Raw genomic sequence first — 19,219 nt, 5'->3', positions numbered from 1 at the left:
GCCCGATGACAGGGCGCCATCGGGCATGAATAAAAAGGAATTAATTGGTGAACGGGATAACGATCTCGCCTGGCTTCACTTCAATGCCTTTCGCGTATTTTTTCGCCAGTGCTTCACCCTTGCTGGCATCTTCTTTCAGCACGTAGGCCGGCTGTTTATTGAAGTAGGTGCGCAGCGACTGATTAAGATACGGAATCAACGTTTGCACCACCGACTGCATTTTTTCCGGCGTGACTTTAGCATCCACCACTTCCATCTCCTGCAGATAGATGGCGCCTTGCTCCTGATTAAATACCGGTAGCGCCTTCAGCTTCAGGGCAATGTTGGCCTTCTGGCTACCAAACAGCGAATTCAGATCCAGCTTCGCGTCGCCGCTCAGGGTCACTTTATTCGGCTCTTCGCGGCCAATGGCGCTGGTTAAATTATTGAGGACGATATGGGCGTCTGCCACGCCTGGGACCCCGATATCTTTGGAGAAATTATTGCGTTTTTGCAACGCCTGGTTAATTTCCTGCTCGCTGACCGAATATTGCGTAAGCTGATTACAGCCAACAACCAGGCCGCTAACGATCAGGGCGGCAATGACAAACAATTTTTTCATGGGGTTCCTCAACGTAAAGCGTTGTATGCATCCTGACATCAAGCAGCATACGCTGTCAGTAGGACTCTGACAGCGGAAAATACTGAAAGTGCCGCGGATAGGACAAAATGGCGAACGCTACTCGCTGATTTTGCGGGCTTCAGGCTCGATCGCGCGGCTTATTCTCTGCCGTTTTCTTCTCGGCGGCAAAGTCGGCATCTGTGTCGGCGTGCAGGTCGTTCATCGCCTTTTTAAAGCCCTTTAACGCCGTGCCCAGGTCCGCCCCGAGGGAGCCGAGTTTTTTGGTGCCGAACACCAGCACAAAAAGCACGACGACAACTAAGAGTTTGGTAACGCTAATTTCACCCATGATACAAACCTATTGAGAAAATAATGATGAATTCTCGCAAACCGCGCGGGGAATTATTTGTCTGTTAATGGCATAAATTCGCACACTGGATCTGACAGAAAATAGCCGTTGCGTTTTATCTCATTTCTCAACTGGTTAGCGTCTGTGGGCCGTTGAGACGAAACATCTTCATTTTCCGCGCGATCTCACCTTTTCTCGTATTGCCAGCGACGGTCCTTTTTTATCACAATGCAAAAAGACAGCGTGTTGTTTTCATTGGCTGCCGCCGGGCAGGTATAGTTAAACGACCAGGGTATAGATTGGTGACAGGAGTAGTGAGATGTTTGGCTATCGCAGTAACGTGCCGAAAGTTCGGTTGACCACGGATCGGTTGGTTGTGCGGTTGATTCACGACCGGGATGCGTGGCGTCTGGCGGATTATTACGCCGAGAATCGACAGTTTTTAAAACCCTGGGAACCCATTCGCGATGACAGCCACTGCTATCCCTCGGGGTGGCAGGCGCGCCTGTCGATGATTAACGAGTTTCACAAGCAGGGAACCGCCTTTTATTTCGCGCTGCTTGACCCTGAGGAAAAAGAGATTATCGGCGTCGCCAACTTCTCCAACGTGGTGCGCGGATCATTCCATGCGTGCTATCTCGGCTACTCCATCGGCCAGAAGTGGCAGGGGCAGGGGATGATGTACGAAGCGCTGACCGCCGCTATTCGTTATATGCAGCGCACGCAGCATATTCACCGTATTATGGCGAACTACATGCCGCATAATCAGCGCAGCGGGAATCTGCTGGCGCGCCTCGGTTTTGAAAAAGAGGGTTATGCGAAAGACTATCTACTGATTGACGGTGAATGGCGCGATCACGTGCTGACCGCCTTAACCACCCCACAATGGACGCCTGGCCGCTAAGGAATCACCATGAAATACCAATTAACGCCTCTGGAAGCTCGTGTGATCGGCTGCCTGCTGGAAAAGCAGGTGACGACGCCGGAGCAGTATCCGCTGTCGATCAACGCCGTAGCGACCGCCTGTAACCAGAAAACCAATCGTGAGCCGGTGATGACGCTTAGCGAAGCGGAAGTACAGGATCAACTCGATAACCTGGTCAAACGCCACTTCCTGCGTACCGTCAGCGGTTTTGGTAACCGCGTCACGAAGTACGAACAGCGTTTTTGCAATTCGGAGTTTGGCGATCTGAAACTCTCGTCGGCTGAGGTGGCGCTGGTGACGACACTGCTGCTGCGCGGTGCGCAGACGCCGGGTGAATTGCGTGGTCGCGCCCAGCGCATGCATGAATTTGCCGACATGGCCGAGGTGGAGAGCACTCTGGAGCGGCTGGCAAACCGCGAAGATGGCCCGTTTGTTGTACGTCTGCCGCGCGAGCCGGGCAAGCGCGAAAGTCGCTACATGCACCTGTTCAGCGGTGAAGTAGATGTGCAATCGGCGGCAATACAGAGCGATTCCCCGCTTGCCGATGATGACCTGCGCGCTCGTGTTGAGGCGCTGGAAGGTGAAGTTGCAGAACTGAAGCAGCGTCTGGATTCACTGCTGGCGCACCTTGGGGAGTAATCAGCATGGCTAAAATACGCATTGGCGTGGTTGGCCTGGGCGGCATTGCGCAGAAGGCCTGGCTGCCGGTGGTGAGCGCGGCAGCGGACTGGACGCTCCAGGCGGCCTGGTCGCCGGGTAAAGAAAAGGCGCTGAAGGTGTGCGAAACCTACCGCATGCCTTACGCCGATTCGCTGGCGGCGCTGGCGGCCCAGTGCGACGCGGTGTTTGTGCACAGTTCTACGGCGTCTCACTATGCGGTGGTCAGCGAGCTGCTGAACGCAGGCGTGCACGTCTGCGTGGATAAACCGTTGGCCGATAAGCTCGACGATGCGGAACGGCTGGTGGCGCTGGCGGCGCGCAAAAAATTGACCCTGATGGTCGGTTTCAACCGCCGCTTTTCGCCGCTGTACCGTGAGCTGAAAAAACAGGCGGGTGAAATGGCCTCGCTGCGGATGGATAAACATCGTAGCGACAGCGTTGGCCCGCACGATCTGCGATTTACCCTGCTGGATGACTATCTGCACGTGGTGGATACCGCGCTCTGGCTGGCGGGCGGTAAGGCCAAACTCAGCGATGGCGTGCTGCAAACCACCGATGAGGGCTGCATGTTCTATGCTGAGCATCACTTCAGCCAGGCAGGGATGCAAATCACTACCAGCATGCATCGCCGCGCTGGCAGCCAGCGTGAGTCGGTGCAGGCGGTGGCGGACGGCGGGCTGTATGAGGTTATTGATATGCGCGAATGGCGTGAAGAGCGCGGCGCAGGCGTGGTGACGCGGCCGATTCCCGGCTGGCAAACGACCCTTGAACAGCGTGGGTTCGTCGGCTGTGCGCATCATTTTATTGAATGCGTGCAAAATCAGACGGTTCCGGAAACGGCGGGAGAGCAGGCGATTATGGCTCAGCGTATCGTGGAAGGGCTGTGGCATGAGGCGATCCGCGAATAATCAGCTGTAACAACTGGCAGTAGCAATTCATCCCGAACCCGGTAGACTAACGCCACTTTTTCGCGCCCGTCTGCCGGGCGTTTTGTTTGCGGGTTTGGAATCACAAAGTCATGAACCTATTAAAATCGCTGGCAGCCGTCAGCTCGATGACCATGTTTTCGCGCGTGCTGGGATTTGCACGCGACGCGATTGTGGCGAGGGTGTTTGGGGCAGGAATGGCCACCGACGCCTTTTTCGTGGCGTTTAAGCTGCCGAACCTGCTGCGTCGTATTTTTGCCGAAGGGGCGTTTTCCCAGGCGTTTGTGCCGATTCTGGCCGAATACAAAAGCAAGCAGGGTGAAGAGGCTACGCGGGTCTTTGTTGCCTACGTCTCGGGGCTGCTGACGCTGGCGCTGGCGATTGTTACCGTGTTGGGGATGCTGGCCGCGCCGTGGGTGATCACCATCACCGCGCCGGGTTTTGCCGACACTGCCGACAAATTCGCGCTTACCACTCAACTGCTGCGCATTACCTTCCCCTATATTCTGCTTATTTCGCTTGCCTCGCTGGTGGGCGCGATTCTGAATACCTGGAACCGCTTCTCGGTCCCGGCTTTTGCGCCAACGTTCCTCAATATCAGCATGATCGGCTTTGCGTTGTTCGCCGCGCCGCATTTCCATCCGCCGGTGCTGGCGCTGGCGTGGGCGGTGACCGTCGGCGGCGTGCTGCAGCTGGCTTATCAACTTCCGCATCTGAAAAAAATCGGCATGCTGGTGCTGCCGCGCATCAACTTTAAAGATGCGGGCGCGGTGCGGGTGGTGAAACAGATGGGGCCGGCGATCCTCGGCGTTTCGGTGAGCCAGATCTCGCTTATCATCAACACCATTTTTGCCTCGTTTCTCGTTTCCGGTTCCGTCTCGTGGATGTATTACGCCGACCGTCTGATGGAGTTCCCGTCTGGCGTGCTGGGCGTGGCGCTGGGGACCATCCTGCTGCCGTCGCTGTCGAAAAGCTTTGCCAGCGGTAACCACGACGAATACTGCCGTCTCATGGACTGGGGGCTGCGCCTGTGCTTCCTGCTGGCGCTGCCGAGCGCGGTGGCGCTGGGGATTCTGGCCAAGCCGCTGACCGTGGCGCTGTTCCAGTACGGTAAATTTACCGCCTTTGATGCTGCGATGACCCAGCGCGCGCTGGTGGCTTATTCCGTTGGCCTGATGGGGCTTATCGTCGTTAAAGTGCTGGCGCCGGGCTTCTATTCGCGTCAGGACATTAAAACGCCGGTGAAGATTGCTATTGTGACACTGATTATGACCCAGGTGATGAACCTGGCGTTTATCGGCCCGCTGAAGCACGCCGGGCTGTCGCTGTCGATTGGTCTGGCGGCCTGTCTGAATGCCGCACTGCTGTACTGGCAGTTGCGTAAGCAGAAAATCTTCACCCCGCAGCCGGGCTGGCGCATGTTCTTAGTGCGTCTGGTGGTGTCGGTCGTGGTGATGGCGGCGGCGCTGCTGGGTATGATGCACGTCATGCCGGAGTGGTCGCAGGGGTCGATGCCTTTTCGTCTGTTGCGTTTGATGGGCGTGGTCGTGGTGGGCGTGGTGGCCTATTTTGCCGCGCTGGCCATTCTGGGCTTCCGGATTAAAGAGTTTGTACGCCGGACGGCGTAAACGAAATACACTTCGCGGGGCACGTTCTGTGGCCCCGCCCGTGTTCAGACCGAGAATTTCTTCGCGCTACGGGTAACAGCGTTGCCCGCTGCCTGACCATCCTTTCCGTACAGCCCCGTCTCCTGGAACGGCTTCAGCACATCGATCGCCTGCTGGTTGCGGACAATCTGCCCTTCAAGCAGCCAGCCATTATGCTGATTTAACCGACGCAGCTGCTGCGTGGTTTCCGTAATGGTCTGCCAGCGGCTGACGATATCTTCATTATCGATGCTTCGCTGGGCGTCTTGTTCGACGCGACGCTGTTTTTCCAGGTAGTCTAAGGTCGCCAGCAGAGAGCTTTTCTCTTCGGTAATGCTGGCAAGCCGCAGGCCGTTAACGCTGCCTGCAGAGAGCTGTTGTTGCTCAGCATCCATCACGTCTTTAAGGGAGTGAAGGATACTGGTCATTTGGTCCAGAATGGCTGACAAACTGCTCATGCGCTTATTTACTCTGTAGATAATCTTGCGTGTCTTGAATTAGCGCGTCGGCAATCTTACCGGTATCCATTTTTAACTCGCCGTTACGAATGGCGGTTTTCAGTTCCTCGACGCGCGCCATATTAATATCGCCGCTGCTTGAACGGGTCAGTGCGGTCTGCGCATTGCTTAACGTCACGCTGGCGCTGGTGGCGGTTTCGGTTTTTTCGGCACGGACTTTTTGTGCACTGGTCTCCGGCGTTTCGCGATGCTGTACCGGCGTTACCGCTTTCAGAGATGATGTACGATCGATGCTCATGATGCTTTCCTCATTGGAGGCTTTGGTATGGCGCAGGCGCCGACTCTCATTAATTGTTAATTATCTATCGGCAAGCGACACATATTCTTTAAGAAGTTTATAGATTAATCAGAATATTCCCATCAGCGCTCACCTGACCGCTCACCACCTGACCGGAAGGCATTCTCACGCGGGCATTCTGGGCTACCGCGGCGTTGTTCAATGCCTGACCTTCACTATTAATGCTAAAACCTTCTCCCTGGGCGACGACCATCACTTTCTGTCCTGCTTTCACCCGCCACGACTGGCGCACCATCGACAGCTGAATCGGCTGGCCGATGGCGACGTCACGCAGGCTGATGGCATCCTCGGCCTGCGACAAATTCAACATGGTACGCGGCGGCAGCTGATCGAGCCGTCCGCGCATTAATGTGACGCTCTGTGACTCAATCGGCGACCCACGCACGATCGGCGCCGCGGCGACGACGTAATCGCCTACCGCCTCCACGGTCACCTGTAAATACTGTTTCGCATTTCCGCATTGGGCCACCACCGTCAAATTTCCCCATAGCCGCGAGTTACCCGGCGTGCTGAATACGGGCGTTTCGCAACCAGGCTGCTGATTCTGCGTATTACGCAGCTTCACGCTGACTTCATCGCTAAAGCCAGTCAGCCGCTCGCTAAAGAACGCGGTCAGCTGCGTCTGAATATCAGCCGCCTGGGCAAGCGGGCTAAAGGCCAGTATCGCAGCGGTGAATGGGGCAATGAGCTGACGCATTGAACGCTCCAGTGGGTGGCGAATGCATGCATTTTACTCAACTTGCCACGACATCAACGCAACAAATAGCGACGCATATTGCGCTTATTCCGTCGATGACGCGTCCATGAGGAGAATTAAGCTGTCGGCTGAAACTTTGTCATTAGCGGAGGAGACATGCTCGATAAACTCGACGCCGCATTACGTTTTCAGCAAGAGGCATTAAACCTGCGCGCAGAGCGTCAGGAGATTCTGGCTGCCAATATTGCTAACGCCGATACCCCGGGGTATCAGGCGCGCGATATGGATTTTTCCAGTGAACTGAAAAAGGTGATGTCGCGCGGGCGCGCGGAAGGCAGCGGCGTTGCGCTGACGCTGACCTCTGAACGTCATATTCCTGCCCAGGCGCTTTCCGCGCCGAACACCGATCTGCTGTACCGCATTCCCGATCAGCCCGCGATGGATGGCAACACCGTCGATATGGACCGGGAGCGCACGCAGTTCGCCGATAACAGCCTCCAGTACCAGACCGGCCTTACGGTTCTGGGTGGACAGATTAAGGGCATGATGAGTGTCCTGCAGGGGAACTAATCCATGGCACTACTCAATATCTTCGATGTTGCGGGCTCTGCGCTGACCGCGCAGTCCAAGCGACTGAACGTGGCCGCCAGTAACCTCGCCAACGCCGACAGCGTCGCCGGGCCGGACGGTCAGCCGTATCGTGCGAAGCAGGTCGTTTTTCAGGTAGATGCGCCGATGGGCGCGGCGACCGGCGGCGTGAAGGTGGCTGATGTCGTTGAGAGTCAGGACCCGGACAAGCTGGTCTATCAACCGGGAAATCCGCTGGCGGATGCGAAGGGCTATGTGCGCATGCCTAACGTCGACGTCGTCGGGGAAATGGTGAACACCATGTCGGCGTCGCGCAGCTATCAGGCGAACGTCGAGGTACTGAATACCGTGAAGAGCATGATGCTCAAAACGCTGACGCTTGGGCAATAAGGGAGGTAACCGATGTCTGTCGTAGCCAATATCAATGACACCAGCAGTAGCAGTTCGGCCTCATCGTCGATCAGCAGTACTGGCACTAACAGTTCGTCCGATCTGCAGAGCAGTTTTCTGACGCTGTTGGTTGCGCAGTTGAAAAACCAGGATCCGACTAACCCATTACAAAACAATGAACTGACTTCACAACTGGCGCAGATCAGCACGCTGAGCGGTATTGAGAAGCTCAACACCACGCTGGGTTCCATCTCTGGACAAATTAATAGCGGCCAGTCGCTGCAGGCCAGCGCGTTGGTGGGCCACGGCGTGATGATTCCCGGTAGCACTATTCTGGCGGGCAAAAACAGCAGCGATGAGACCAGCGTGGATACCACGCCGTTTGGCATTGAGCTGACGCAGGCCGCTGAGAAGGTCACGGCCACCATTGTCGACGGTAACGGTAAGGTCATCAGAACGTTGAACTTAGGTGCGCAAACCGCTGGCGTTCATACCTATACCTGGGACGGCAAGATGGATGACGGCACGGCGGCGCCGGACGGCGCTTACAACATCAACTTCGCCGCCAGCCAGGGCACCACGCAGCTGGTGGTTCAGCCGCTGCAGTTCGCGCTGGTGCAGGGCGTTACGCTGGGCAGCAATGGCAACAAACTGGATTTGGGTACCTATGGCACCACCACGCTGGATCAGGTTCGCCAGATTATTTAAGCCTCTAACTATTTCAGGAGAGACGTTATGGCCTTTTCACAAGCGGTAAGCGGATTAAACGCTGCTGCCACCAACCTCGATGTTATCGGCAACAACATCGCCAACTCCGCAACCTACGGGTTTAAATCCGGGACCGCATCGTTTGCCGATATGTTCGCCGGTTCCAAAGTGGGGCTGGGGGTAAAGGTTGCGGGGATTACCCAGGACTTTACCGACGGTACCACCACCGGTACCGGACGCGCGCTGGACGTGGCGATTAGCCAGAACGGTTTTTTCCGTCTGGTGGACAGCAACGGTTCCGTTTACTACAGCCGTAACGGCCAGTTCAAGCTTGATGAGAACCGCAACCTGGTGAACATGCAGGGGCTGAGCGTCACCGGTTATCCGGCGAGCGGTAACCCGGCGACCATCCAGCAGGGGGCTAACCCGGTGGCGCTGACGATCCCGAATACGCTGATGTCGGCGAAGGCGACCTCAACGGCGGCGATGCAGATGAACCTGAACTCGACGGATAATGTGATTGATAGTGCGACAAAGCCTTTCGATCCAACCGATCCGGATACCTATAACAAGAAGGGTACCGTGACCGTCTATGACACGTTGGGTAACGCGCACGACATGAACGTTTACTACGTGAAGAACGCGGCGAACACATGGGATGTTTACACGATGGATTCCAGCGTGAGCGGAGCCACACCGACGAAAGCGGCGCAGATGGTATTTAGTTCGAGCGGTACGTTGGATAAGGTGACTGGCTATACCGAGGTTCTCCCTGCTACTAATCCGAGAACCTGGACTTTAAATGCCGCGAAGAATGACACGCCGCAGATCGACATTACGCTGGCATCGCTGAACGGTTCCGCGAACAACACGACCTTCTCCCTGAGCTTCCTCAACTCCATGCAGCAGAACACCGGTTCGAACGATATCGTCGCCACCACCCAGAACGGCTTTGCGCCGGGTAACCTGGTGAGCTACCAGATCAACGAAGACGGCACGGTGGTGGGTAACTATTCCAACCAGCAGAGTCAGCTTCTGGGGCAGATCGTTCTGGCGAACTTCGCCAACAACGAAGGTCTGCAGTCCGAAGGCGATAACGTCTGGTCGGCAACGCAGTCTTCTGGCGTCGCCCTGCTGGGCACGGCGGGGACCGGTAACTTCGGTTCGCTGACCAACGGCGCGCTGGAAGCCTCTAACGTCGACCTCAGCAAAGAGCTGGTGAACATGATCGTCGCGCAGCGTAACTACCAGTCGAACGCGCAGACCATCAAGACCCAGGATCAGATCCTCAACACGCTGGTTAACCTGCGTTAATCGTAACAGGGTGACGTTATGGATCACGCCATATATACGGCAATGGGCGCCGCCAGCCAGACCATGCAGCAGCAGGCGGTCACGGCGAGCAACCTTGCCAATACCTCTACGCCGGGCTTTCGCGCTCAGCTGACGGCAATGCGCGCGGTGCCGGTGGTCGGCCCTAGCGTCGAGACGCGTACGCTGGTTGCCGCCACCACGCCGGGCGCGGATATGACGCCCGGCCAGCTTGACTATACCGCGCGTCCGCTTGACGTGGCTATCCAGCAGGATGGCTGGCTGGCGGTGCAGTCGGCCGACGGCACGGAAGGGTATACCCGTAACGGCAATATTCAGGTGAGCGCCACCGGCCAGTTGACCATTCAGGGCAACCCGGTCATTGGCGAAGCCGGTCCGCTGAACGTGCCAGAAGGCTCGCAGGTGACGATTGCCTCTGACGGGACGATTTCGGCGCTGACGCCGGGCGACCCACCGAACACGGTGTCGCCCGTCGGCAAGCTGAAGATTGTCAAAGCGAACGCCACGGAAGTGGCGCGCGGCGATGATGGGCTGTTCCACCTCACGCCGCTGGCGGTCGCCACGCGCGGGCAGACCCTACAGGCTGACCCGACGCTGCGTCTGCAGTCCGGCGTGCTGGAAGGCAGTAACGTCAAACCCGTGGCAGCGATGGCCGACATGATCGCCAGCTCGCGCCGTTTTGAAATGCAGATGAAGGTTATCAGCAGCGTGGATGAAAACACGCAGAAAGCTAACCAGTTGCTGTCAATGAGCTAAGGAAAACTATGATCAGTTCATTATGGATCGCCAAAACCGGTCTGGACGCGCAGCAAACCAATATGGACGTTATCGCCAACAACTTGGCGAACGTCAGTACCAATGGTTTTAAGCGCCAGCGCGCGGTGTTTGAAGATTTGCTCTATCAAACCGTTCGCCAGCCGGGTGCGCAATCATCCGAACAAACGACGCTGCCTTCCGGCCTGCAGATTGGTACCGGGGTCCGTCCCGTGGCGACCGAGCGTCTGCATAGCCAGGGCAACCTGTCGCAGACCAATAACAGTAAAGACGTGGCGATCAAAGGCGATGGGTTCTTCCAGATCCTGCTGCCGGATGGCTCCTCCGCCTACACCCGCGATGGTTCGTTCCAGGTTGACCAGAACGGTCAGCTGGTGACCGCCAGCGGCTATCAGGTACAGCCAGCGATCACCATTCCGGCCAACGCCATCAGCATCACCATTGGCCGCGACGGGATTGTCAGCGTCACCCAGCAGGGGCAGGCGAACCCGGTGCAGGTGGGACAACTGAACCTGTCGACCTTTATGAATGACACCGGTCTCGAGAGTATCGGGGAAAACCTGTACATCGAAACCCAGGCGTCAGGCGCGCCGAACGACACCACGCCGGGTCTGAACGGCGCGGGTCTGCTGTATCAGGGTTATGTTGAAACCTCTAACGTGAACGTGGCGGAAGAGCTGGTCAACATGATTCAGGTGCAGCGCGCGTACGAAATCAACAGTAAAGCAGTATCGACGACCGACCAGATGCTGCAAAAACTGACGCAGCTGTAAAGGCAAGGCCTCGCATCGCCTGGCCCGGCTATAACATTGCCTGATGGCGACGCTCACGCGTCTTATCCGGCCTACGGACTCTCATCGTTTGTAGGCCGGATAAGGCCAAGACGCCATCCGGCACGCCGTAGCCTGGTTGATCAACGCGACGCCGGGATGTTCCCGAGATTCAGAAGAAGAAAGCAATGCAAAAATCTGCAGCGTTTCGCTATCCGCTTTTAACCCTCGTCGCGCTCAGCGTGGTGGGGTGTGCGTGGATCCCCTCTAAGCCGCTGGTCGAAGGGGCGACGACCGCACAACCGATTCCCGGCCCGGTGCCGGTGGCGAACGGTTCTATATTCCAGACCGCACAGCCGATTAACTACGGCTATCAGCCGCTGTTTGAAGACCGTCGTCCACGCAATATCGGCGATACGCTGACCATCGTGCTGCAGGAAAACGTCAGCGCGAGCAAAAGCTCCTCGGCAAACGCGAGTCGCGATGGCAAAACCAACTTCGGCTTCGACACCGTGCCGCGCTACCTTCAGGGGCTGTTTGGCAATGAGCGCGCGGATGTGGAAGCGTCTGGCGGCAACTCCTTCAACGGTAAGGGCGGCGCTAACGCCAGCAATACCTTTAGCGGCACGCTGACCGTGACCGTCGATCAGGTCCTGGTCAACGGCAACCTGCATGTGGTGGGCGAGAAGCAAATCGCCATCAACCAGGGCACCGAATTTATCCGCTTCTCTGGCGTCGTCAATCCACGCACCATCAGCGGCAGCAACACCGTGCCGTCCACGCAGGTGGCGGATGCTCGTATCGAATACGTGGGCAACGGCTACATCAACGAAGCGCAGAATATGGGCTGGCTGCAGCGTTTCTTCCTTAATCTATCGCCGATGTAACGAGGTGAACCATGTTTAAAACACTGCTAACCCTGACGCTGGTGCTGATCGCCGGGCTGGCGAACGCCGAACGCATCCGCGATCTGACCAGCGTGCAAGGGGTCAGGGAAAACTCGCTGATCGGTTACGGCCTGGTCGTGGGCCTTGATGGCACGGGCGACCAAACCACGCAGACGCCGTTCACCACCCAGAGCCTGAACAACATGCTCTCCCAATTGGGGATTACCGTTCCGGCAGGCACCAATATGCAGCTGAAAAACGTGGCGGCGGTGATGGTTACGGCGCAGCTACCGGCTTTTGGGCGACAGGGGCAGACCATCGATGTGGTGGTTTCTTCGATGGGTAACGCGAAAAGCCTGCGCGGTGGGACGTTGCTGATGACGCCGCTGAAAGGCGTCGATAGCCAGATCTACGCGCTGGCGCAGGGCAACATTCTGGTCGGCGGCGCGGGCGCGTCGGCGGGCGGCAGCAGCGTGCAGGTAAACCAGCTTAACGGCGGGCGAATCACCGGCGGCGCGACGATTGAGCGCGAACTGCCAAGCCAGTTTGGCGCAGGAAATACCATCAATCTGCAATTGAACGACGATGATTTCACCATGGCACAGCAGATCGCCGACACCATTAACCGTCGCAGCAGCCTGGGCAACGCCACCGCGCTGGATGCCCGTACCGTCCAGGTGCGCGCGCCGGTCGGTGGGAGTGGGCAGGTACGTCTGCTGGCGGATATTCAGAATCTGGAAGTGGGCATGCCGCCGCAGGATGCGAAGATCATCATCAACTCGCGTACCGGCTCGGTGGTCATGAACCGCGAAGTGACGCTCGATACCTGCGCCGTGGCGCAAGGGAATCTCTCGGTCTCCGTCAACCGTTCCGCGCAGGTTAACCAGCCGGATACGCCGTTTGCGGGCGGTCGTACGGTCGTGACGCCGCAAACGCAGATTGATCTTCGCCAGAGCGGTGGCTCGCTGCAAAGCGTTCGCGCCAGCGCCAATCTGAATAACGTGGTGCGTGCACTGAACGCCCTGGGCGCAACGCCGATGGAGTTGATGTCAATTATTCAGGCGATGCAAAGTGCAGGCTGCCTGCGCGCTAAGGTGGAGATAGTCTGATGCTGACCGACAGCAAATTACTGGCGAGCGCCGCGTGGGATGCGCAGTCACTGAATGAACTGAAGACCAAAGCGGGGCAGGATCCGCAGGCTAACCTGCGTCCCGTTGCCCGGCAGGTGGAGGGCATGTTCGTGCAGATGATGCTGAAAAGCATGCGCGAAACGCTGCCGAAGGACGGATTGTTCAGCAGCGATCAGACGCGGCTTTATACCAGTATGTATGACCAGCAAATCGCCCAGCAGATGACGGCAGGTAAAGGCCTTGGTCTGGCGGAGGAGATGGTCAAACAGCTGTCGGCGCAGCAGCAGGAACCGGCGGATAACGTCGGTCAGGTGCCGATGAAGTTTGATATGCAGACGGTAACCAGCTATCAGAACGCCGCGCTAACGCAGATGGTGCGCAAGGCATTGCCGAAAGCGCCGGACAACAGCGATACACCGTTGTCCGGCGACAGCAAAGACTTCCTTGCTCAGCTATCGCTGCCCGCGCGGCTGGCGAGCGAGCAGAGCGGTATTCCGCACCACCTGATTCTGGCGCAGGCCGCGCTGGAGTCTGGCTGGGGGCAGCGGCAGATCCGTCGAGAAAACGGCGAACCCAGCTTTAACCTGTTTGGCGTGAAAGCGTCCGGCGACTGGAAGGGCAAGGTGACGGAAATCACCACCACTGAGTTTGAGAATGGCGAGGCGAAGAAGGTGAAGGCGAAGTTCCGCGTCTACAGCTCGTATCTGGAGGCGCTGTCGGATTACGTCGGCCTGCTGACCCGAAATCCACGCTATGCGGCGGTGACGTCGGCGGCGACGGCTGAGCAGGGCGCGCAGGCGTTGCAAAACGCCGGATACGCCACCGATCCGCAGTACGCGCGCAAGCTGACCAGCATGATTCAGCAGCTGAAATCAATGAGCGATAAGGTCAGCAACGCGTACCGAAATGATATCGAAAATCTGTTCTGATTGATCTCAAGTTTGCCGCCTGCTTTCCGATAAGTAATACCATGGCCTTAAGAAGGAGCGTTCATGTCCAGTTTAATTAACAGTGCGATGAGCGGGCTGAGCGCAGCCCAGTCGGCACTGAATACGACCAGTAACAACATCGCGAGCTACAACGTTACCGGCTACACCCGTCAAACCACGGTGCTGGCTTCTGCCAACAGTACGCTGGGGGCGGGCGGCTGGGTGGGCAATGGCGTTTACGTGTCTGGCGTACAGCGTGAATATAACGCCTTCATTACCAACCAGCTGCGCGCGGCGCAAAATCAGAGCAGCGGCTTGACTACGCGCTATGAGCAGGTGTCGAAAATTGACAATATGCTCTCCAGCTCCACCAACAATATCTCCACCACGGTGCAGGACTTCTTCAGCAGCCTGCAAACGCTGGTCAGCAACGCCGAAGATCCGGCGGCGCGCCAGACCGTGCTCGGCAAAGCCGCGGGAGTGGTGAACCAGTTTAAAGTGGCGGATCAGTATCTGCGCGATCAGGATAAACAGGTTAATCTGGCTATCACGTCGACCGTCGAACAGATCAACAACTACACCTCACAGATTGCCAGCCTGAACGATAAGATTTCCCGTCTCACCGGCGTGGGCGCTGGCGCATCGCCAAATGACCTGCTGGATCAGCGCGATCAGCTGGTCAGTGAGCTTAACAAGCTGGTAGGGGTTGAGGTCAACGTACAGGACGGCAGTACCTACAACATCACCATGGCCAACGGGTATACCCTGGTGGCGGGAAGCAAATCAAGCCAGCTGGCCGCGGTACCGAGTAGCGCCGATTCATCGCGTACCACCGTGGCGTATGTGGATAACGTTGCTGGCAACGTGGAAATTCCGGAAAAACTGCTCACCACCGGCTCGCTGGGCGGCATGCTGACCTTCCGTTCGCAGGATCTTGACCAGACTCGCAATAGCCTGAACCAGATGGCGCTGGCCTTTGCCGATGCCTTTAACCAGGTGCACCGTGGCGGTATTGACGCCGATGGCAACACTAACGTCGACTTCTTCTCCTTTGGCACTCCGTCGGTCGTTGCCAACGGGAAAAACGCCGGTAAAGCCGAACTGACGGCGTCGATGACCGATTCATCTGCCATACAGGCGACGGATTACCGTATCACCAAAACCGACGCCGGCTGGGAAGTGACCCGCCTGTCCAATAACACCAGCGTGACGCTCGATCCCAGTAGCGATGCGACGACGCTGGTGTTTGACGGCCTGTCGGTCAGCGTTGATAACACCAAAGGTGCAGCCAGTACCGGCGATAGCTTTACCGTTAAACCGGTGAGCAACGCGATTGTGAATATGAAGGTGGCTATCAGCAGCGAATCGCAGATCGCGATGGGCCTGGCGGATACCACCACCGGCACGAGCGTGGGTGAAAGCGATAATCGTAACGGGCAGAAGCTGCTGGATCTGCAAAACAGCAAGGTGGTCGGCGGCTCAAAGAGCTTTAATGATGCCTATGCCGCGATGGTCAGTAATATCGGCACCCAAACCGCGACCCTGAAGAGCAGCAGCACCACCCAGGCGAATGTGGTGACGCAGCTGAGCAACCAGCAGCAGTCTATCTCCGGGGTTAACCTTGATGAAGAGTACGGCAACCTGCAGCTTTTTCAGCAGTATTATCTGGCAAATGCGCAGGTGCTGCAGACGGCAAGCACGCTCTTCGACGCATTAATTAATATCCGTTAAGGAAGGGGAGAGCCATGCGCGTTAGTACCATCATGATGTACCAGCAGAATATGAGAGGCATTACGGACTCTCAGTCTGCATGGCTGAAGTACGGTGAACAGATGTCTACCGGCAAGCGGGTTAACCGCGCCTCTGACGACCCGGTTGCCGCCTCGCAGGCGGTGGTGCTGTCGCAGGCGCAGGCACAGAATAGCCAGTACGCCACCGCGCGGACCTTCGCGACTCAGCGTGTGTCGATTGAAGAAAGCACGCTGTCGCAGGTGACAACTGCGATTCAGTCGGCGCAGGAGAAGATCGTCTATGCCGGTAACGGCACGCTGAGCGACGATGACCGTAGCTCGCTGGCAACCGACCTGCAGGGTATCCGTGACCAGCTTCTGAACCTGGCGAACAGCACCGACGGTAACGGGCGTTATATTTTTGCCGGTTATAAAACGGATACGCCGCCTTTTGATGATACCGGCAAGTACGTTGGCGGCACTCTCAACGTGGAACAGCAGGTCGATTCTTCACGCACTATGGTCATCGGTCACACCGGCAATCTTATTTTTGATAATGCGACCAGCAACGCGAAGCCGGATGCCGATACTAACATTTTCACGGCGTTGGACTCGGCAATTGCCGCGCTGAAAACGCCGGTTGAAGGTGATGAAACGGCCCAGGATACGGCGCGGGCGGCGATTGATAAAACCAACCGCAGCCTGAGTAATTCGCTGAATAACGTGTTGACCGTGCGTGCTGAACTGGGCACCCAGCTCAATGAACTGGATAAGCTGGATTCCCTGGGTGATGACCGCGCGCTGGCGCAGACGCAGCAGATGAGCAATCTGGTGGACGTCGACTGGAACTCGACTATCTCGAACTACACGATGCAGCAAACGGCCCTGCAGGCGGCCTATAAAGCGTTTACCGACATGCAGGGCATGTCATTGTTCCAACTGAATAAATAACAACATGTAGTTTTAAACATATCTGTTGAAACTGGGTATGTTTTTATCGCCCGCGTCATTACCCCGTCGCGGGCTTTTTTTATTGTCCTACTGGGCGTTCAACGCAGCGCTACGTAAGCGGTAGGTTTCGCTGACGCGAATCGCCAGTGCGACCAGACCGGCCAGCGTGGCTAATACCACCACGCCTTCCCAACCGGCCAGCGAGTAAACCTGCGTCCCCAGGACTGAACCCAGCGCCATACCGATAAATACGCCGGTAAACAGCAGCGCATTAAGGCGACCGCGCGCCTGCGGCTCCAGGCTGTACACCAGATTCTGGTGCGCGACCAGGCTCGATTGCAGACCCAGGTCGAAACCAACGGCGGAGAGGGCAATCAGCGCCATCTGCGCCATCGGCGGCAGAACCGGCAGCAAGAACATCAGCGCAAATGAAACGCTCACCAGCAGCGCACCCAACTGGGTCACTTTCTCCGCACCCACTTTATCGGCCAGACCGCCTGCCAGCGGTGCCGCCAGCGCACCTGCCGCGCCGGCGATGCCAAAGCCACCCGCCACCGCGCTCCCCATGTGGTAGTGCTCGGCCAGCATGACCGCCAGCGTTGACCAGAAGGCGCTAAAGGCGATGGAGAGAAAGCCCTGAGCCATGGCGGCGCGACGCAGCGTCGGGTAGCGGCGCCACAGATGCACCATCGAAACCATGAGTGCCGGATAACGCAGTTCGGAGTGAGCGGCGAAGTGCGGCAGTACCCGCCACAGCAGCAGGCCAATCAGCGCAATGCTGACGGCAGCGGCCTGATACATCACGCGCCAGCCAAACAGTTCACCTACCACGCCGCTTACGGTACGCGACAATAAGATCCCCAGCAGCAGGCCAGTCATCACCGTGCCGACCATTTTCCCCTGTTTCCCCGCCGGGGCGAGAATCGCGGCGGCGGGGACGATGTCCTGCGCCATGGTGGCGGCCATACCGATTAGCAAGCTTATCGCCAGCAGTGAAGGAAATTGCTGAGTCAGGCTATAAAGCAGTAATAAAACCGCCAGCGTCAGGCTTTTCAGCAAAATCAGCGTGCGACGGTCGTAACGGTCGCCCAGCGGCAGTAAAAACAGGATCCCTAGCGCATAGCCAGCCTGGGTGAGCGTGGGAATGAGCCCCATACCTTCCACGCTCAGGTTCAGGGTTGACCCCATCAGCGGCAGCAGCGGCTGGGCGTAATAGATGGCGGCAACGCTGAACCCGGCGCCCAGCGCCAGGACAAAGATCAGCAGGCCGGTGGCCTGGGAAGAAAGATTATCAGTGTTCATGGTTTCATCCTCAACGGTGTATGCAGGCATTTTCCGCGTCTTCGGGGTGGTGCGGTAGCCGCCGCGGTGGTAAAACAGTTATACGTTTCGCGTATAGGCAATAAGTTGATGAAAAGAACAGAGCGTATAGACCGCGTTGAGCTGATGCGCACGTTTATCCGTATCGTTGAGGCAGGCTCGCTGTCTGCCGCTGCACGGCAGCTTGAGACCACTCAGGCCACTATCAGCCGCCGATTGCAGTCGCTTGAGGAGATGCTGGGGGCCAAGCTGCTGCTGCGCTCAACCCACGCCATGAAGCTGACCGACGACGGTGAGCGCTGCTATCAGCAGGCACGTCAGGTGGTGGATAGCTGGCTGGCGCTGGAGGATGCTTTACGGTTGACCGACGAGCAGCCGGTGGGCACGTTACGCGTGCGCGCACCGCACGCTTTTGGCCAGCAGCAATTACTGATGCCTCTGGTGGGCTTTCTCGCACGCTACCCGCAGCTCTCCGTCGAGTGGATGCTGCACGATAGGGCGGTGGACTTCATCAGTGACAACGTCGACTGCGCGATTCGCGTCGGCGCGGAGGTGGATCCGGCGACGGTGTCGGTACTTCTGGCGGAAGTGCCGCGCTGCATCGTCGCTTCACCGCAGGTGCTGGCGCGCTACCCTCAGGTGACGACACCTGAACAGCTCTCTGCGCTCCCGTGGATTGCGATCAGTACCTTCTATCAGCATGAGGTGGTGCTGCATCATCCGGTTCTCGGCCAGACGGAGAGCGTGAATATTGCTGCGCGGCTGAGCACCGACAGCCTGTATGTCGCGAAAAACGCCGCGTTGGCTAACGTGGGGGCCGCGGTGGTTTCAAGCTGGACGGTGGAAGAGGAGCTCGCTAATGGAACATTGGTTGAGCTGCTACCCGAGTGGCAGACGACACCGCTGCCGGTCCATCTGGTGTATCCATGGGCGCGTTATTATCCGACCCGGCTGCGTAAGTTTCTCGATCTGATGCGCGAGGTCATGCCGCAAATCGCGGGGATGCGGCAGCCCGAGCAGAATGGATAAACGCATAGCATCAGGTAAAAAAAAATCGGCCACTGGGGCCGATTTTTTATTTCACGCTGGC

Annotated in this window: 22 protein-coding genes; 16 read left to right on the top strand and 6 right to left on the bottom strand. The window is 57.5% G+C overall.

The annotated features are described in order from the left end of the window. Positions 1 to 40 precede the first annotated feature (40 nt). On the bottom strand, positions 41 to 601 hold the full coding sequence (locus ABTW00_RS14320) for a lipoprotein (RefSeq protein WP_064549074.1): 561 nt from the start codon (positions 599 to 601) through the stop codon (positions 41 to 43). Positions 602 to 740: 139 nt separating this feature from the next. After that, positions 741 to 950 carry a twin-arginine translocase TatA/TatE family subunit gene (tatA, locus tag ABTW00_RS14315; RefSeq protein WP_065356283.1) on the bottom strand — a complete coding sequence of 70 codons (210 nt, stop codon included), beginning with the start codon at positions 948 to 950 and terminating at the stop codon, positions 741 to 743. Between the two features lie 319 nt (positions 951 to 1,269). On the opposite strand from tatA, the gene rimJ reads away from it, so the two are divergent. From rimJ to murJ, 4 genes are all read left to right on the top strand, one after another. Then, a complete protein-coding gene (gene rimJ, locus ABTW00_RS14310) occupies positions 1,270 to 1,854 on the top strand; it encodes a ribosomal protein S5-alanine N-acetyltransferase (protein ID WP_064549078.1) in 585 nt (194 codons plus the stop codon). 9 nt (positions 1,855 to 1,863) lie between these two features. Next, positions 1,864 to 2,514 (top strand): YceH family protein, encoded by a 651-nt coding sequence (locus tag ABTW00_RS14305; RefSeq protein WP_271447306.1) that lies wholly within the window; start codon positions 1,864 to 1,866, stop codon positions 2,512 to 2,514. A gap of 5 nt (positions 2,515 to 2,519) precedes the next feature. Beyond that, positions 2,520 to 3,443, top strand: coding sequence for a Gfo/Idh/MocA family protein (locus tag ABTW00_RS14300; protein WP_433636120.1), 924 nt, complete (start codon positions 2,520 to 2,522; stop codon positions 3,441 to 3,443). A gap of 110 nt (positions 3,444 to 3,553) precedes the next feature. After that, positions 3,554 to 5,089 (top strand): murein biosynthesis integral membrane protein MurJ, encoded by a 1,536-nt coding sequence (gene murJ, locus ABTW00_RS14295; RefSeq protein WP_065356286.1) that lies wholly within the window; start codon positions 3,554 to 3,556, stop codon positions 5,087 to 5,089. A gap of 44 nt (positions 5,090 to 5,133) precedes the next feature. Here the strand turns inward: murJ and flgN are convergent, their stop codons facing one another. The 3 genes from flgN to flgA all read right to left on the bottom strand — a co-directional run bounded on the left by flgN (position 5,134) and on the right by flgA (position 6,620). Further along, complete coding sequence (gene flgN, locus ABTW00_RS14290) at positions 5,134 to 5,565, bottom strand: flagella biosynthesis chaperone FlgN (RefSeq protein ID WP_433636119.1); 432 nt, start codon at positions 5,563 to 5,565, stop codon at positions 5,134 to 5,136. 4 nt (positions 5,566 to 5,569) lie between these two features. After that, positions 5,570 to 5,863 carry a flagellar biosynthesis anti-sigma factor FlgM gene (flgM, locus tag ABTW00_RS14285; RefSeq protein WP_064549088.1) on the bottom strand — a complete coding sequence of 98 codons (294 nt, stop codon included), beginning with the start codon at positions 5,861 to 5,863 and terminating at the stop codon, positions 5,570 to 5,572. A gap of 97 nt (positions 5,864 to 5,960) precedes the next feature. Then, positions 5,961 to 6,620, bottom strand: coding sequence for a flagellar basal body P-ring formation chaperone FlgA (gene flgA, locus ABTW00_RS14280; protein WP_433636118.1), 660 nt, complete (start codon positions 6,618 to 6,620; stop codon positions 5,961 to 5,963). Positions 6,621 to 6,776: 156 nt separating this feature from the next. On the opposite strand from flgA, the gene flgB reads away from it, so the two are divergent. The 11 genes from flgB to flgL all read left to right on the top strand — a co-directional run bounded on the left by flgB (position 6,777) and on the right by flgL (position 16,809). Further along, complete coding sequence (flgB, locus tag ABTW00_RS14275; protein ID WP_064549092.1) at positions 6,777 to 7,190, top strand: flagellar basal body rod protein FlgB; 414 nt, start codon at positions 6,777 to 6,779, stop codon at positions 7,188 to 7,190. A 3-nt stretch (positions 7,191 to 7,193) separates the two neighbouring features. After that, positions 7,194 to 7,598: a flagellar basal body rod protein FlgC gene (gene flgC, locus ABTW00_RS14270; protein WP_064549094.1), complete on the top strand. Its 405-nt coding sequence runs from the start codon at positions 7,194 to 7,196 to the stop codon at positions 7,596 to 7,598. A 12-nt stretch (positions 7,599 to 7,610) separates the two neighbouring features. Beyond that, a complete protein-coding gene (gene flgD / locus ABTW00_RS14265) occupies positions 7,611 to 8,306 on the top strand; it encodes a flagellar hook assembly protein FlgD (protein WP_064549096.1) in 696 nt (231 codons plus the stop codon). 27 nt (positions 8,307 to 8,333) lie between these two features. Beyond that, positions 8,334 to 9,620, top strand: a complete 1,287-nt coding sequence (gene flgE, locus ABTW00_RS14260) for a flagellar hook protein FlgE (protein WP_064549098.1) — start codon at positions 8,334 to 8,336, stop codon at positions 9,618 to 9,620. Between the two features lie 18 nt (positions 9,621 to 9,638). After that, positions 9,639 to 10,394: a flagellar basal body rod protein FlgF gene (locus tag ABTW00_RS14255; RefSeq protein WP_065356290.1), complete on the top strand. Its 756-nt coding sequence runs from the start codon at positions 9,639 to 9,641 to the stop codon at positions 10,392 to 10,394. Between the two features lie 8 nt (positions 10,395 to 10,402). Next, positions 10,403 to 11,185, top strand: coding sequence for a flagellar basal-body rod protein FlgG (gene flgG / locus ABTW00_RS14250; protein ID WP_035894201.1), 783 nt, complete (start codon positions 10,403 to 10,405; stop codon positions 11,183 to 11,185). A gap of 185 nt (positions 11,186 to 11,370) precedes the next feature. Continuing rightward, the gene (flgH, locus tag ABTW00_RS14245) at positions 11,371 to 12,069 is read left to right on the top strand and encodes a flagellar basal body L-ring protein FlgH (protein ID WP_064549102.1); all 699 of its coding nucleotides are present in this window, start codon (positions 11,371 to 11,373) and stop codon (positions 12,067 to 12,069) included. An 11-nt stretch (positions 12,070 to 12,080) separates the two neighbouring features. Beyond that, positions 12,081 to 13,178: a flagellar basal body P-ring protein FlgI gene (locus ABTW00_RS14240; protein WP_064549104.1), complete on the top strand. Its 1,098-nt coding sequence runs from the start codon at positions 12,081 to 12,083 to the stop codon at positions 13,176 to 13,178. Further along, positions 13,178 to 14,128, top strand: coding sequence for a flagellar assembly peptidoglycan hydrolase FlgJ (gene flgJ / locus ABTW00_RS14235; RefSeq protein WP_433636115.1), 951 nt, complete (start codon positions 13,178 to 13,180; stop codon positions 14,126 to 14,128). Before ABTW00_RS14240 ends, flgJ begins: the two co-directional genes overlap by 1 nt. Before the next feature lie 63 nt (positions 14,129 to 14,191). Further along, a complete protein-coding gene (flgK, locus tag ABTW00_RS14230; protein ID WP_433636114.1) occupies positions 14,192 to 15,859 on the top strand; it encodes a flagellar hook-associated protein FlgK in 1,668 nt (555 codons plus the stop codon). A gap of 14 nt (positions 15,860 to 15,873) precedes the next feature. Beyond that, the gene (flgL, locus tag ABTW00_RS14225; RefSeq protein ID WP_065356293.1) at positions 15,874 to 16,809 is read left to right on the top strand and encodes a flagellar hook-associated protein FlgL; all 936 of its coding nucleotides are present in this window, start codon (positions 15,874 to 15,876) and stop codon (positions 16,807 to 16,809) included. Between the two features lie 87 nt (positions 16,810 to 16,896). On the opposite strand, the gene ABTW00_RS14220 is transcribed toward flgL, so the two are convergent. Next, positions 16,897 to 18,111, bottom strand: coding sequence for an MFS transporter (locus tag ABTW00_RS14220; RefSeq protein ID WP_271447310.1), 1,215 nt, complete (start codon positions 18,109 to 18,111; stop codon positions 16,897 to 16,899). Between the two features lie 108 nt (positions 18,112 to 18,219). Here ABTW00_RS14220 and ABTW00_RS14215 point away from each other — a divergent pair, with 108 nt between their 5' ends. Then, complete coding sequence (locus tag ABTW00_RS14215; protein ID WP_271447311.1) at positions 18,220 to 19,158, top strand: LysR family transcriptional regulator; 939 nt, start codon at positions 18,220 to 18,222, stop codon at positions 19,156 to 19,158. The last annotated feature ends 61 nt before the right edge of the window (positions 19,159 to 19,219 follow it).

The organism is Kluyvera georgiana, assembly GCF_050990895.1.
Lineage (GTDB): Bacteria > Pseudomonadota > Gammaproteobacteria > Enterobacterales > Enterobacteriaceae > Kluyvera > Kluyvera georgiana.
This window is presented reverse-complemented; position numbering and strand designations above follow the sequence as displayed.

Coding starts and splice junctions, on each gene's coding strand:
- ABTW00_RS14320 (WP_064549074.1), bottom strand. CDS start 601: ATGAAAAAATTGTTTGTCATTGCCGCCCTGATCGTTAGCGGCCTGGTT.
- tatA (WP_065356283.1), bottom strand. CDS start 950: ATGGGTGAAATTAGCGTTACCAAACTCTTAGTTGTCGTCGTGCTTTTT.
- rimJ (WP_064549078.1), top strand. CDS start 1,270: ATGTTTGGCTATCGCAGTAACGTGCCGAAAGTTCGGTTGACCACGGAT.
- ABTW00_RS14305 (WP_271447306.1), top strand. CDS start 1,864: ATGAAATACCAATTAACGCCTCTGGAAGCTCGTGTGATCGGCTGCCTG.
- ABTW00_RS14300 (WP_433636120.1), top strand. CDS start 2,520: ATGGCTAAAATACGCATTGGCGTGGTTGGCCTGGGCGGCATTGCGCAG.
- murJ (WP_065356286.1), top strand. CDS start 3,554: ATGAACCTATTAAAATCGCTGGCAGCCGTCAGCTCGATGACCATGTTT.
- flgN (WP_433636119.1), bottom strand. CDS start 5,565: ATGAGCAGTTTGTCAGCCATTCTGGACCAAATGACCAGTATCCTTCAC.
- flgM (WP_064549088.1), bottom strand. CDS start 5,863: ATGAGCATCGATCGTACATCATCTCTGAAAGCGGTAACGCCGGTACAG.
- flgA (WP_433636118.1), bottom strand. CDS start 6,620: ATGCGTCAGCTCATTGCCCCATTCACCGCTGCGATACTGGCCTTTAGC.
- flgB (WP_064549092.1), top strand. CDS start 6,777: ATGCTCGATAAACTCGACGCCGCATTACGTTTTCAGCAAGAGGCATTA.
- flgC (WP_064549094.1), top strand. CDS start 7,194: ATGGCACTACTCAATATCTTCGATGTTGCGGGCTCTGCGCTGACCGCG.
- flgD (WP_064549096.1), top strand. CDS start 7,611: ATGTCTGTCGTAGCCAATATCAATGACACCAGCAGTAGCAGTTCGGCC.
- flgE (WP_064549098.1), top strand. CDS start 8,334: ATGGCCTTTTCACAAGCGGTAAGCGGATTAAACGCTGCTGCCACCAAC.
- ABTW00_RS14255 (WP_065356290.1), top strand. CDS start 9,639: ATGGATCACGCCATATATACGGCAATGGGCGCCGCCAGCCAGACCATG.
- flgG (WP_035894201.1), top strand. CDS start 10,403: ATGATCAGTTCATTATGGATCGCCAAAACCGGTCTGGACGCGCAGCAA.
- flgH (WP_064549102.1), top strand. CDS start 11,371: ATGCAAAAATCTGCAGCGTTTCGCTATCCGCTTTTAACCCTCGTCGCG.
- ABTW00_RS14240 (WP_064549104.1), top strand. CDS start 12,081: ATGTTTAAAACACTGCTAACCCTGACGCTGGTGCTGATCGCCGGGCTG.
- flgJ (WP_433636115.1), top strand. CDS start 13,178: ATGCTGACCGACAGCAAATTACTGGCGAGCGCCGCGTGGGATGCGCAG.
- flgK (WP_433636114.1), top strand. CDS start 14,192: ATGTCCAGTTTAATTAACAGTGCGATGAGCGGGCTGAGCGCAGCCCAG.
- flgL (WP_065356293.1), top strand. CDS start 15,874: ATGCGCGTTAGTACCATCATGATGTACCAGCAGAATATGAGAGGCATT.
- ABTW00_RS14220 (WP_271447310.1), bottom strand. CDS start 18,111: ATGAACACTGATAATCTTTCTTCCCAGGCCACCGGCCTGCTGATCTTT.
- ABTW00_RS14215 (WP_271447311.1), top strand. CDS start 18,220: ATGAAAAGAACAGAGCGTATAGACCGCGTTGAGCTGATGCGCACGTTT.